The organism is Streptomyces sp. XD-27, assembly GCF_030553055.1.
Lineage (GTDB): Bacteria > Actinomycetota > Actinomycetes > Streptomycetales > Streptomycetaceae > Streptomyces.
In genome coordinates this window covers 1814750-1828154 of sequence record NZ_CP130713.1, presented here as the reverse complement: position 1 = coordinate 1828154, position 13405 = coordinate 1814750, and the positions used below count along the sequence as shown (strand labels likewise).

Annotated in this window: 10 protein-coding genes; 5 read left to right on the top strand and 5 right to left on the bottom strand. The window is 70.3% G+C overall.

Annotated features, from left to right (window positions below):
- The first annotated feature begins 391 nt into the window (after positions 1-391).
- From Q3Y56_RS07775 to Q3Y56_RS07760, 4 genes are all read left to right on the top strand, one after another.
- Positions 392-1171 carry a TraR/DksA C4-type zinc finger protein gene (locus Q3Y56_RS07775; RefSeq protein WP_304461215.1) on the top strand — a complete coding sequence of 260 codons (780 nt, stop codon included), beginning with the start codon at positions 392-394 and terminating at the stop codon, positions 1169-1171.
- Positions 1172-1249: 78 nt separating this feature from the next.
- The gene (gene lspA / locus Q3Y56_RS07770; protein ID WP_304461214.1) at positions 1250-1906 is read left to right on the top strand and encodes a signal peptidase II; all 657 of its coding nucleotides are present in this window, start codon (positions 1250-1252) and stop codon (positions 1904-1906) included.
- A gap of 87 nt (positions 1907-1993) precedes the next feature.
- Positions 1994-2935, top strand: a complete 942-nt coding sequence (locus Q3Y56_RS07765) for an RluA family pseudouridine synthase (RefSeq protein WP_304461213.1) — start codon at positions 1994-1996, stop codon at positions 2933-2935.
- An 84-nt stretch (positions 2936-3019) separates the two neighbouring features.
- Positions 3020-3610, top strand: coding sequence for a dienelactone hydrolase family protein (locus Q3Y56_RS07760; protein WP_304465509.1), 591 nt, complete (start codon positions 3020-3022; stop codon positions 3608-3610).
- A gap of 81 nt (positions 3611-3691) precedes the next feature.
- Here Q3Y56_RS07760 and Q3Y56_RS07755 read toward each other — a convergent pair whose 3' ends face one another.
- From Q3Y56_RS07755 to Q3Y56_RS07735, 5 genes are all read right to left on the bottom strand, one after another.
- Entirely contained in the window at positions 3692-5341 is a 1650-nt protein-coding gene (locus Q3Y56_RS07755) for an alkaline phosphatase (RefSeq protein WP_304461212.1), read from the bottom strand.
- Positions 5342-5507: 166 nt separating this feature from the next.
- A complete protein-coding gene (locus Q3Y56_RS07750; protein WP_304461211.1) occupies positions 5508-6341 on the bottom strand; it encodes a thioredoxin domain-containing protein in 834 nt (277 codons plus the stop codon).
- Positions 6342-6407: 66 nt separating this feature from the next.
- Positions 6408-7082 (bottom strand): hypothetical protein, encoded by a 675-nt coding sequence (locus Q3Y56_RS07745; RefSeq protein WP_304461210.1) that lies wholly within the window; start codon positions 7080-7082, stop codon positions 6408-6410.
- An 82-nt stretch (positions 7083-7164) separates the two neighbouring features.
- Positions 7165-8259 (bottom strand): thioredoxin domain-containing protein, encoded by a 1095-nt coding sequence (locus Q3Y56_RS07740; RefSeq protein ID WP_304461209.1) that lies wholly within the window; start codon positions 8257-8259, stop codon positions 7165-7167.
- Positions 8260-8347: 88 nt separating this feature from the next.
- Positions 8348-9688, bottom strand: coding sequence for a DUF2252 domain-containing protein (locus Q3Y56_RS07735; protein WP_369696720.1), 1341 nt, complete (start codon positions 9686-9688; stop codon positions 8348-8350).
- Positions 9689-9847: 159 nt separating this feature from the next.
- Between Q3Y56_RS07735 and dnaE the strand changes: the two genes are divergently transcribed.
- Positions 9848-13393, top strand: coding sequence for a DNA polymerase III subunit alpha (dnaE, locus tag Q3Y56_RS07730; RefSeq protein WP_304461207.1), 3546 nt, complete (start codon positions 9848-9850; stop codon positions 13391-13393).
- Positions 13394-13405 lie beyond the last annotated feature (12 nt).

Here is a 13405-nt window from a genome sequence, read left to right as displayed (position 1 = left end):
CGGTTCTACCGGCCCTGAGCGGTCCGTGGGCGGAGCCCACTGTCCAAGGCTTTCTTCCGGCGGCTCCGGGGTGATCTTTCACATCGCGCTCGCCCCCGGGCTCGCACCGTCCCCGGGTCGCTCATGGCTGCGTACGACGCTACGCGTCCCCATCCACGCCTTTCGCTCCGCCCAGTGTACGGGGCGGTGCCGACAGCGGCCGACCGCTTTTCCGCCGCCGGCGCCGACCGGATTACCGGGCCCGGGGTGGGGCACAACGGATGAGACCGGCTTCCCGTACGAGGAAGCCGGGCGAGTCGGGCGGCGTGCCCCGTTGCCGCGTGCTCGGAGCCGATTTATCGTTCCGGCACGATTTGCGCGCAAGATCACAATATGTGAAGGGGTCCTGGCCATGGTGGCTAAGAAGACCGCGTCGGCCGAGGAGGCCGCGAAGAAGACCACCAAGAAGGCCACCACGAAGACCACTGCGAAGGCCGCCGGGAAGAAGACCGCGACGAAGGCCGTTGCGAGGGCTCCCGAGGAGAAGGCCACGAAGAAGGCGGCGACGAAGGCCGCGGAGAAGGCCGCCCCGGCGAGGAACTCCACAGCCAAGGCCGCCCCGGCGAAGAAGACCACGGCCAAGAAGGCCACAGCCAAGACGGCCGCATCCGCCAAGAAGGCGGTGCCCGCGAAGAAGACGGGAGCCAGGACAGTGGCGCTGAAGAAGACCCCGGACGAATCGGCGGGCGCGGACCGCGACACCGCGGTCCCCAAGGCCCGCGCCGGAGCCGCGGGGCCCGGCGAGCTCGCGGTGCGCCCCGGTGAGGAGCCCTGGTCGGCCGAGGAGGTCGCCGAGGCCCGTGCCGAGCTGAACCAGGACGCCGAGCGGCTGCGCGGGGAGATCCGCGCCTCCGAGGCCGCGGTCGCCGGGCTGATGCGCGACTCGGGCGACGGCGCGGGCGACGACCAGGCCGACACCGGTGCCAAGAACATCACGCGCGAGCACGAGCTGGCGCTGGCCGGCAGCGCCCGCGAACGGCTTCTGCAGACCGAACGCGCCCTGGCGCGGCTGGACGCCGGGACGTACGGGCTCTGCGAGAGCTGCGGCAGGCCCATCGGCAAGGCCCGGATGCAGGCGTTCCCGCGTGCCACCCTGTGTGTGGAGTGCAAGCAGCGCCAGGAGCGCCGCTGACCACTCGTACGGGTGTGCCGTACCCTCGTCCTCAGCCAGGCGGCGGCCTGGCACGGACGCGGACGTTGAGGGACTCACGTGACAGAGGCGGAGCAGGCCATCGGTACGCCAGACCCCGAGCAGAGGGACAAGACCGACGAGGCCGAGGCGGCGGGTGACGCCGAGCGGACCGCCCCGAGCGCGGGCGACGCCGAGCGGACCGTCCCCAGCGCGGGTGACCCGGGCGCGGGCGTCCCGGCCGCGGACAGGGGCCGGCGGCGCATCGCGGTGCTGCTCGCCGTGGCCGCCTTCGCCTACGTGCTCGACCTCGCCAGCAAGCTGTTCGTCGTCGCGGAGCTGGAGCACCACGCGCCCGTCAAGGTGGTCGGCGAGTGGCTCCAGCTCGAGGTGATCCGCAACCCGGGCGCGGCGTTCGGTTTCGGTGAGGCGATGACCATCGTCTTCACGGTGATCGCCACCGCGGTGATCGTGGTGATCGCGCGGCTCGCCCGCAAGCTGTACAGCGTGCCCTGGGCCATCGCGCTGGGCCTGCTGCTCGGCGGCGCGCTGGGCAACCTCACCGACCGCGTCTTCCGCGCCCCCGGCGGCCTGCAGGGCGCGGTGGTGGACTTCATCGCGCCCGCGCACTTCGCCGTCTTCAACCTCGCCGACTCGGCGATCGTCTGCGGTGGTTTCCTGATCGTGATCCTGTCCTTCCGCGGCCTCGACCCCGACGGAACCGTCCACCAGGACTGAGCGGGGCGAGGCGTCCGCGCCGCCCGCCGGTTCCCGTGCCTGTGGACGGAGGTCCGGACGGATTCCGCGTTGCGGCATACTCGACGGGTGAGCACGATTCCCGAGATCCGTACCCTGCCCGTGCCCGAGGGCCTCGAAGGCGAGCGCGTCGACGCCGCGATAGCCCGTATGTTCGGCTTCTCGCGGACGAAGGCTGCCGAGCTCGCCGCATCCGGAAAGGTCCAGGTCGACGGCAGCGTCGCCGGAAAGTCCGACCGGGTCACCGGCGGCGCCTGGCTCGAGGTCGAGATGCCGCAGGCCGCGCCGCCCGTGCAGGTCGTCGCCGAGCCCGTCGAGGGCATGGAGATCGTGCACGACGACGACGACATCGTGGTGATCGTCAAGCCGGTCGGGGTCGCCGCGCACCCCAGCCCCGGCTGGACCGGCCCCACCGTGATCGGCGGACTGGCCGCCGCGGGCTACCGGATCTCCACCTCCGGCGCCGCCGAGCGGCAGGGCATCGTGCACCGGCTGGACGTCGGTACCTCGGGCCTGATGGTCGTCGCCAAGTCGGAGCGCGCGTACACCCTGCTCAAGCAGCAGTTCCGGGAGCGTACGGTCGACAAGCGCTACCACGCGCTGGTCCAGGGCCACCCCGACCCGCTGAGCGGCACCATCGACGCGCCGATCGGCCGCCACCCCACCCACGACTACAAGTGGGCGGTCACCTCGGAGGGCAAGCCCAGCGTCACGCACTACGACCTCGTGGAGGCGTTCCGCGCCGCCAGCCTCCTCGACATCAAGCTGGAGACCGGCCGTACCCACCAGATCCGCGTCCACATGGCAGCGCACCGGCATCCGTGTGTGGGCGACATGACCTACGGCGCCGACCCCACCCTCGCCAAGCGGCTGCGGGTCTCCCGCCAGTGGCTGCACGCGGTGCGCCTGGGCTTCGAGCACCCGGCAGACGGCCGCTGGGTGGAGTTCGAGAGCGCCTACCCCGACGATCTGCAGGGCGCGCTGGACGCCGTGCGGGCGGAGAGCGCGTAGGCCGCGCGGCGCGTCCGGCCGCGCCCGTTGTCGCAGGTACCTGGCACGATGGGATCACTGCTCCATCGACAGGAAGTGACAGCTGTGGCGGCCTCCGCGAACACCGCGACGATCGTTCTGTTCCATTCCGCGTACGGGCTGCGCCCGGCCGTCCACGCGGCGGCCGACCGGCTGCGCGCCGCCGGGCACGAGGTGCACGTGCCGGACCTCTACGAGGGGCGCACGGCGGAAACCGTCGAGGACGGCATGGCCATCAAGGAGGAGATCGGCCAGGAGGAGCTGCTGAAGCGGGCGATCACGGCCGCGGCGCCGCTGTCCGACCGCGGCGTGGTGTACGCGGGCTTCTCACTCGGCGGCTCGATCGCGCAGAACCTCGCGCTGGGCGACGAGAAGGCGCGCGGCCTGCTGCTTCTGCACGGGACCTCCGACCTCGCGGAGGACGCCGAGACCGACGGCCTCCCGGTCCAGCTGCACGTCGCCGACCCCGACCCGTTCGAGCCGCACGACTGGCTGAACGCCTGGTATCTGCGGATGGGGCGTGCCGGGGCGGACGTGGAGGTCTACCGCTACCCGGGCGCCGGGCACCTCTTCACCGACCCGGACCTGCCGGACTACGACGAGGAGGCCGCCGAGGCCACCTGGCAGGTGGCACTCGGCTTCCTCGCCGACCTGTAGCGCGCCCGCGCCACGGCACGGCCGGTCCGTTCTCACGGCCGGTCCGTTCCGCGAGACCGGCCGCACGGGCCGGCCCGCATGTCACCGTACGGGCTGGTCCACGCGCTCCACGCGCTGCGTGCCCGACCGCGTGCGATACGAGCGCGCCCAGGCGGAGGTGGCACCGGGGTCGGTCTTGTCCGACACCGTGAAGTAGTCCATCTGTGTCCGCTCGGCGGTGATGTCGAGCACGCCGTAGCCGTGCCCGTCCATGTCCAGCCACTTCACATGGCGGTTGGCGGCCTTGATGGCGAGCTCCGCGACGCTGGAGAGCGTGTCGGGCGCCACGTGCAGCAGGTCGTCGATGTTGTCCGAGGTCACCGAGGTGACGACGAACTCCGTCGCGGCCGACCGGGACAGCGGGTACGTGGCGGCCTTCACCGGCACGTCGTTGGCCCACGCCATGTGGATGTCACCAGTGAGGAAGACGGTGTTGTCGATGCCCCGCTCGGTGAGGTGGGCGAGCAGCTCGCGCCGGTCGTCGGTGTACCCGTCCCACTGGTCGACGTTGATCGCCAGCCCTTCCTTGGGGAGACCCAGCAGCTCGGCGAGCGGGCCGAGCAGATGGGCGGGCACGGAGCCGAAGGCGACCGGCGAGATCATCACCGACGTGCCCACCAGCTGCCACCTGGCGTCCGATCCGGCCAGCCCCGCCTTGAGCCAGTCGAGCTGGGCGCGTCCGGTGATCGTCCGGTCCGGGTCGTCCACCTCGCCGCTGCCTATGGACGCCGGCTCGGACCGGAACGAGCGCAGGTCCAGCAGGTGCAGATCGGCCAGCGAGCCGAACCGCAGCCGTCGGTAGGTGGTGCCCTCGATGGAGGGGCGCACCGGCATCCACTCGAAGTACGCCTGCTTGGCGGCGGCCACCCGCTGGGCCCAGTCGCCCTCGGCGCCCGCCGTGTGGTTCTCGGCGCCGCCCGTCCAGGCGTCGTTCGCGAACTCGTGGTCGTCCCAGATCGCGATGACCGGGTGCGTCTGGTGCAGCGCCTGCAGATCGGCGTCCGTCTTGTAACGGCCGTGCCGGGTGCGGTAGTCGGCGAGCGTGGTGATCTCGTGCGCGGGGGAGTGCTGCCGGACGGTGTACTTCGGCTTCGGGTACATGCCCGTGGCGTACTCGTAGATGTAGTCGCCGAGGTGCAGTACCGCGTCCAGGTCGCGGCGCGCGGCCAGGTGGCGGTAGGCGGAGAAGTACCCGGCCTCCCAGTTGGCGCAGGAGACCACGCCGAACCGGACGGCGGCCGCGGCCGCGTCACGCGCGGGTGCGGTACGGGTGCGTCCCACCGGCGAGTGCGTGCCGCCCGCGGTGAACCGGAAGAAGTAGTCGGCGGCGGGCCGCAGTCCGCGCACGTCCGCCTTGACGGTGTGGTCCGAGGCGGCGGACGCCCGCACGGTGCCGCGCGCCACGACCCGCCCGAACGCCTGGTCCTCGGCGACCTCCCAGGCGACGTCGACCTGCGGCCCCTTCCCGGAGCCGGGCTCGGCACCGGGCTCCGGGGTCACCCGGGTCCACAGCAGGACGCCGTCGGGGAGCGGGTCCCCGGAGGCGACCCCGTGCAGGAAGGCGGGGCCGGAGCTGTCGGCGCGGGCGGTGGCGGCGCCGGTGGTGAGGGGCAGAACGGCAGCGGCGGCGGCGACGGCCGTGACGGCACTGCGGCGCGAAATGCGCGATCTGGAGGAGTCGTGGGAGGTCACGGCCGCAGACCTTACTGACAAGTAAGGCAGATGAACAGGTTCACGGGCGGGCGAACTCCAAGAGTTCACCGTCCCGTTGCCTGGCATGCACGGAGCCCCGCCGTGTCCAAGTGGACGACGGCGGGGCTCCGTTGTTCCTCGTCTGGGGCGTCTCGAGCGCGGGGCGCTACTTCTTGGCGCCGATCCCCGCGCTCTTGAGCACGGTCTCGAGTTCCTCCGCGTCGCCCGGGGTGGCCAGCCTCTTACCGTTGTGGACCAGGGAGGGGGTGGAGTCGACCTTGTTCTTCTCCATCAGCTTGCCCATCTCCAGGCCCCACTTGTCGTAGGTGCCGTTCTTCACGTCCTTCTCGAAGGCCTTGTTGCCCTTCAGCGCCTTGACCTCCTGGGCGATCTCGATCAGACGCTCGTCGTCGGAGAAGGCGTCGTCCCGTTCGGCCGGGTGGTTCTCCGCGGAGTACAGGGCCGTCTTGAACTCGAGGAACGCTTCGGGGCTGACGTTCAGAGCGGCACCGAGGGCGCTGACCGCGTTCTTCGAGCCGCTGCCGCCGGCCATGCCGTCGATGAAGTTCGCCATGATGAACCGCACCTTGTACCGGCCGTCCTCCGCGCCCTTGACGACGGCATCTCCGGTTCCGCGCTGCTCGAACATGGCACAGCCCGTGCACCGCGGGTCCTCGTAGAGGTCGATGGTCTCCTTGGCCGTCTTGCCACCGATGACGATGGTGAGGCCCTTCTCGCCTTCGGTGTTGGCCGGAGCCTTGTAGGGGGTCTTCGCGGCCGCGGCCCGCCAGTCCTTGTCGCTCACCTTGACGTTCTTGCTGCCGCTGTTCATGTTGCTGAGCGCGACGCCGATGCCGCCCGCGATCGCCAGAGCCGCCACGACCGAGCCGGCCACCGTCAACTGGCGCCGCATCCTGTCCTTCTTGGCCTGGCGCTCGCGCTCGGCGCGCAGCCGCTCACGCGCCGCCTGCTTGTTGGCCTGGCTGTTCCGGTTGCTCATGGTCTTCTTCTCCGTCGGAAAGTGGTTCGGTGAGGGGTTAACGCTGTACTCGGCCGGCCGGATACGTCAGATGGCCGGAGCCGGGCACGGCGGACCTCGCCGTACGACGGAGTGCACCAGGAGGGGGAGGACGCGGGCCGTCCGGGCGCGCCGGATGAAGCGCACGGAGGGACGGCGGGGTGCGACGGTGGCGGAGACCGCCGCCACCGCCACCAGCAGCGGCCGGAACGTGAACGCGGCGACCGCGCCCAGCAGGCGGGCCAGTGCCGCCTCGCCGCGCCGCAGCCAGGCCGCGGCGAGCAGGCCGATCGCGACGTGGGCCGCCAGGAGCAGCCACGGCGACACGCCCATGACCGCGCTGGGTACCGCGGTGGGGTCGGGGACGTGGGCGAGCGGCCCGCCGACGTTGCCGCCCGCGCAGGCGAGATCGACGCCGACCGAGCGCAGCGGCCCGGTGACCGGCCCGCCCGTCGGCCCGTAACAGGCGTGCTGGCCGGTGGTGAAGGCCGTGTCGGCGGTCAGCTCCAGCGGCACCAGGAGCGCGGCGATCGGGCCGAAGCCGCGCTCCCGGCCCGCCAGGGCGTAGGCGATCACGAAGACGGCGGCGCACATCCCGGCGACGACGGTCACCGGGAGCGGCATTCCGGACAGCAGGACGTGCGACGCGGCGGACAGCGTCACGCACAGCGCGGTGAAGAGCGCCGCGCGTGCCGCCCGCAGGTGAGTCGCAGAGATGTCCATCGGCGCAGAGTGTGCCACGAGAATCTGTAGGCGTCGCGTCAAGATTCGGCATCCGGCGCGGCGCCCGCCGCCGTCCTCGTGGTCACAGCCGCTCGCCCACCGCCTTGTCGAACTCCTCGGCGGTCATCGGAGGGAGTCCGCTGCCGCCGGTGAGCCGGGTGCCGTCGAGCTTGAGCGTGGGGGTGCCCGTGACGTCCTTGGCCGTCGTGAACGCGTCGCCCATCTTCTGGGCCCATACGTCGTAGGTGCCGCCTCGCACGTTCTTCTCGAACTTCGCGAAGACGGCCTTGTCCTTCGCCAACGCGGGCACCGTCCTGGCCACTTTGAGCAGATAGGCGTCGTCGCCGAAGGAGTCCGTGTGCCCCTGGGGGTAGTACTGGGCGGAGTACAGCGCCTGCTTGAAGGAGAGGAAGGCGTCGGGGCTGACGTCCAGGGCGGCCCCGAGCGCGCTGACCGCGTTCTTCGAGCCGCTGCCGCCGAAGCTGTCGTCCAGGAACGTGGCCAGGTGGAACGACGCCTTGTACCGGCCGCTCTTGATGTCCTTGATCACCGTCGCGCCGACGTTCTGCTCGAATATCGAGCAGGGTGGGCAGCGCGGGTCCTGGTACAGGTCCAGGGTGTGCTGGGCGCTCGGCTTGCCGATGACGACCGTCGTGCCGTCCGCGCCCGAGCTGTGGGCGGGCTTGACCAGCTCGCCCTTGCTGCCGGTGCCGCCGGTGTCCCCGGTGCCCTCGGAGTCCCCGGTGCTCCCGGTGTCCCCGGTGGTGGCACTCGGCGAAGCGGGCGCGGTGGGTGTGCCGCCCCCGGGCTTGCTTCCGTCGCCCGCCGTGTTGCTCTTGTCCTTGTCGTCCCCCGTGGTGAAGAGCGCGACAGCTCCCGCCACCACGGCCAGGGCCGCCACCGCGGCGGCGATGGCCCCGATCCGCTTCCGCCGCCCGCCGGCGTCCGGCGCCGGGGGATGGGGCTGCTGCGGCGGGTACGGCTGCCACCCGGCCTGGTGCGGATACGGCTGCGGGGGCAGCGGCGGCTGGTGCGGAGGCTGCGGATGTCCGGGCGGCTGCGGCGGCGGGGCCAGCGGCTGCCCCGCCCCCAGCGTCGGCGCGCTGTTCAACTCCGGGCCCGGCACCCCGTACCCCTGCTGGTCCTCCGGCCCCTGGCCGGCCTGCGGCCCGCTCACTGTGCCTCCTCGTTCGCTTCTCCGCCCGCGAGCCGCAGAGGTGCGGCCATCGCTGTCGTCTGCGGCCCGGCGGGCTCGCGTGCGTCGCTCACAGTCCCGGGATTCGGCCGTTGCGGAACAGGTCCACGAAGACCTGGTGGTCGGCCCGCGCCCGCGCCCCGTAGGAGTGCGCGAAGTCCACCAGCAGCTCACCGAAGCCGTCCTCGTCGGCGGCGATCACGGCGTCGATCGCCCGCTCGGTGGAGAAGGGCACCAGCGAGTGGCCGCTGGTGTCGTCGGCGGCCGCGTGCATGGTGGCGGTGGCCCGCCCCAGGTCGGCGACGACCGCGGCGATCTCGGCGGGGTCGTCCAGATCGGACCAGTCCAGGTCCACCGCGTACGGCGAGACCTCGGCGACCAGCTGGCCCCGGCCGTCCAGCTCGGTCCAGCCCAGCCACGGGTCCGCGTGCGCCTGGAGGGCGCGCTGCGAGATGACCGTGCGGTGGCCCTCGTGCTGGAAGTACGCGCGCACCTCGTCGTCGGTGATGTGCCGGGAGACCGCCGGGGTCTGCCCCTGCTTCATGTAGATCACGACGTCGTTCTCCAGCGCGTCGCTGTTGCCCTCCAGCAGGATGTTGTACGAGGGCAGGCCCGCGCTGCCTATGCCGATACCGCGGCGGCCCACGACGTCCTTGACCCGGTAGGAGTCCGGGCGGGACAGGCTGGACTCGGGAAGCGTCTCCAGATAGCCGTCGAAGGCGGCCAGGACCTTGTAGCGGGTCGCGGCGTCCAGCTCGATGGATCCGCCGCCGGAGGAGAAGAACCGCTCGTGGTCGCGGATCTCCGTCATGGTCTCCAGCAGCCCGAAGCGGGTCAGGGACCGGGCGCTGTGCAGCGCGCCGAGCAGCGCGCCGTCGGCGGTGTCCAGGGTGAAGGGCGGCACCTCGTCGTGCTTGGCGCCGGCGGCCAGCGCGTGGATGCGCTCGCGGTAGGCGGCGGCGTACGTCCGCACCAGCTCGGTGATCTTCTCGTCGCTGAGCGCCTTGGTGTAGCCGATCAGCGCGACGGAGGCCGCGAACCGCTTGAGGTCCCAGGTGAACGGCCCGACGTACGCCTCGTCGAAGTCGTTCACGTTGAAGATCAGGCGGCCCGTGGCGTCCATGTAGGTGCCGAAGTTCTCCGCGTGGAGATCACCGTGGATCCACACCCGGCTGGTGCGCTCGTCCAGGTAGGGGCCGGTGTCCTTCGCCCCGGCCCGCTCCAGGTCGGAGTAGAACAGGCAGGCCGTGCCCCGGTAGAAGGCGAAGGCGGAGGCGGCCATCTTCCGGAACTTCACCCGGAACGCCGACGGGTCGGCGGCGAGCAGTTCCCCGAAAGCGGTGTCGAAGACGGAGAGGATCTCCTCTCCCCGCTGGTCGACGTCCTTCGTCCGGACGTGCAGGTCCGACATCGCGCATGGCCTCCTGAGGTACGAGTGCGGGGGACGGGTGTTCCCCCGCTGACAACGGGCGAGGCTACCTCCGAGTGCCCGAGCGCTGTCAGTGCGGAGAGGTAGTCTTCGAAGCTGTCTCCCCAACTGTCATCGAGCGTTCGCCGGAGGACTTCCGTCGTGGCAAAGAAGCCGTTCACGCACCTGCACGTGCACACCCAGTACTCGCTGCTGGACGGTGCGGCGCGGCTCAAGGACATGTTCAACGCGTGCAACGACATGGGCATGACCCACATCGCCATGACGGACCACGGCAACCTGCACGGCGCGTACGACTTCTTCCAGCAGGCCACGAAGGCCGGTGTGACGCCGATCATCGGCATCGAGGCGTACGTGGCGCCCGAGTCCCGGCGGTACAAGCGCAAGGTCCAGTGGGGCCAGCCGCACCAGAAGCGCGATGACGTCTCGGGTTCGGGTGGTTACACCCACAAGACGATCTGGGCGGCGAACAAGACGGGACTGCACAACCTCTTCCGGCTCTCCTCCGACGCGTACGCCGAGGGCTGGCTGCAGAAGTGGCCCCGTATGGACAAGGAGACGATCTCCCAGTGGTCGGAGGGCCTGATCGCCTCCACCGGCTGCCCGTCCGGCGAGGTGCAGACCCGGCTGCGGCTCGGCCAGTTCGACGAGGCCCTCAAGGCCGCCTCCGAGTACCAGGACATCTTCGGCAAGGAGCGGTATTTCCTGGAGCTGATGGACCACGGCATCGAGATCGAGCGCCGGGTCCGGGACGGGCTGCTGGAGATCGGCAAGAAGCTGGAGATCCCGCCGCTGGTCACCAATGACTCGCACTACACGTACGCGCACGAGGCGAGCGCCCACGACGCCCTGCTGTGCATCCAGACCGGCAAGAACCTGTCCGACCCGGACCGCTTCAAGTTCGACGGCACCGGCTACTACCTCAAGTCGACGGACGAGATGTACGCCGTCGACTCCTCGGACGCCTGGCAGGCGGGGTGCGCCAACACCTGGCTGGTCGCCGAGCAGGTGGACACCGCCGGCTGGTTCGACAAGCGCGACCTGATGCCCCGCTTCGACGTCCCCGAGGGCTACACCGAGGTCACCTGGTTCCAGGAGGAGGTCAAGCGGGGCATGGCCCGGCGGTACCCGGGCGGGGTGCCGGAGGACCGCCAGCGGCAGGCTGACTACGAGATGGACGTCATCATCCAGATGGGGTTCCCGGGGTACTTCCTCGTCGTCGCCGACTTCATCATGTGGGCCAAGGACAACGGCATCGCGGTGGGCCCCGGCCGAGGCTCCGCGGCCGGTTCGATCGTGGCGTACGCCATGGGCATCACCGACCTCGACCCGATCGAGCACGGCCTGATCTTCGAGCGGTTCCTCAACCCCGAGCGCGTCTCCATGCCCGACGTCGACATCGACTTCGACGAGCGCAGGCGCGGCGAGGTCATCCGGTACGTGACCGAGAAGTACGGCGCCGACAAGGTCGCCATGATCGGCACGTACGGCACCATCAAGGCCAAGAACGCGATCAAGGACTCCGCCCGCGTCCTGGGCTACCCGTACGCCATGGGCGACCGGATCACCAAGGCGATGCCCGCCGACGTCCTGGGCAAGGGCATCCCGCTCTCCGGCATCACCGACGAGAAGCACCCCCGCTACAGCGAGGCGGGCGAGGTCCGGGGGATGTACGAGAACGAGCCGGACGTGAAGAAGGTCATCGACACCGCGCGCGGCGTCGAGGGCCTGGTCCGGCAGATGGGTGTGCACGCGGCCGGCGTGATCATGTCGAGTGAGACGATCACCGACCACATCCCCGTCTGGGTGCGGCACTCCGACGGCGTCACCATCACGCAGTGGGACTACCCCACCTGTGAGTCGCTCGGCCTGCTGAAGATGGACTTCCTCGGCCTGCGCAACCTCACGATCATGGACGACGCCGTCAAGATGGTGAAGGCCAACAAGGGCGTCGAGCTGGAGCTGCTCTCCGTCCCGCTGGACGACCCCAAGACGTACCAGATGCTCTGCCGCGGTGACACGCTCGGCGTCTTCCAGTTCGACGGCGGCCCGATGCGCTCCCTGCTGCGCCAGATGCAGCCCGACAACTTCGAGGACATCTCCGCCGTCTCGGCCCTCTACCGGCCGGGCCCGATGGGCATGAACTCGCACACGAACTACGCGGAGCGCAAGAACGGCCGCCAGGAGATCACGCCGATCCACCCCGAGCTCGAGGAGCCCCTCAAGGAGACCCTCGGCCTCACCTACGGCCTCATCGTGTACCAGGAGCAGGTGCAGAAGGCCGCCCAGATCATCGCGGGGTACTCGCTCGGCGAGGCCGACATCCTGCGCCGCGTGATGGGCAAGAAGAAGCCCGAGGAACTGGCGAAGAACTTCGGCATCTTCCAGGCGGGCGCCCGCAAGAACGGCTACTCGGACGCGGCGATCCAGGCCCTGTGGGACGTCCTGGTCCCCTTCGCCGGATACGCGTTCAACAAGGCGCACTCCTCCGCGTACGGACTGGTCACCTACTGGACCGCGTACCTCAAGGCGAACTACCCCGCGGAGTACATGGCGGCGCTGCTGACCTCCGTGCGCGACGACAAGGACAAGTCGGCGGTCTATCTGAACGAGTGCCGCCGTATGGGCATCAAGGTGCTCCCGCCGAACGTCAACGAGTCCGAGGCGAACTTCACGGCGCAGGGCGACGACGTGATCCTCTTCGGTCTCACGGCGGTCCGCAACGTCGGCCAGAACGTGGTGGACTCGATCATCCGCTGCCGCAAGGCGAAGGGGAAGTACAACTCCTTCCCCGACTACCTCGACAAGGTCGACGCGGTCGTCTGCAACAAGCGCACCACCGAGTCGCTGATCAAGGCGGGCGCGTTCGACGAGATGGGGCACACCCGCAAGGGCCTCACGGCGCACTACGAGCCCATGATCGACAACGTGGTCGCGGTGAAGCGCAAGGAGGCCGAGGGGCAGTTCGACCTCTTCGGCGGCATGGGCGACGACGCAGGCGGGGACGACGGCCCGGGCTTCGGCCTCGACGTGGAGTTCTCCGACGTCGAGTGGGACAAGTCGTATCTGCTCGCGCAGGAGCGCGAGATGCTCGGCCTCTACGTCTCCGACCACCCGCTGTTCGGCATCGAGCACGTCCTCAACGACAAGAGCGACGCCGCCATCGCGCAGCTGACCGGCGGTGAGCACGCCGACGGCGCCATCGTGACCATCGGCGGCATCATCTCCGGCCTCCAGCGCAAGATGACCAAGCAGGGCAACGCCTGGGCGATCGCCACCGTCGAGGACCTGGCCGGCTCCATCGACTGCATGTTCTTCCCGGCCACGTACCAGCTGGTCTCCACCCAACTGGTCGAGGACGTCGTGGTCTTCGTCAAGGGCCGCCTGGACAAGCGGGAGGACGTGCCGCGGCTGGTCGCGATGGAGCTGATGGTCCCGGACCTGTCCGAGGCGTCCGCCAACGCCCCCGTGACGATCACCATCCCGACGGTCAAGGTCACCCCGCCGCTGGTCGAGAAGCTCGGCGAGGTGCTCAGCCACCACCGCGGATCGACCGAGGTGCGCATCCGGCTGCAAGGCGCGCGCAAGACCACGGTGCTGCGGCTGGACCGGCACCGGGTCACCCAGGATCCGGCGCTGTTCGGTGATCTGAAGGCGCTGCTCGGCCCGTCCTGTCTGGCGGGGTGAGCAGGAAGGGGC

Bases quoted from the DNA above. Each gene is read 5' to 3' on its own strand.
- Q3Y56_RS07775 (WP_304461215.1), top strand. From the start codon at position 392: ATGGTGGCTAAGAAGACCGCGTCGGCCGAGGAGGCCGCGAAGAAGACC.
- Q3Y56_RS07750 (WP_304461211.1), bottom strand. From the start codon at position 6,341: ATGAGCAACCGGAACAGCCAGGCCAACAAGCAGGCGGCGCGTGAGCGG.
- Q3Y56_RS07745 (WP_304461210.1), bottom strand. From the start codon at position 7,082: ATGGACATCTCTGCGACTCACCTGCGGGCGGCACGCGCGGCGCTCTTC.
- Q3Y56_RS07735 (WP_369696720.1), bottom strand. From the start codon at position 9,688: ATGTCGGACCTGCACGTCCGGACGAAGGACGTCGACCAGCGGGGAGAG.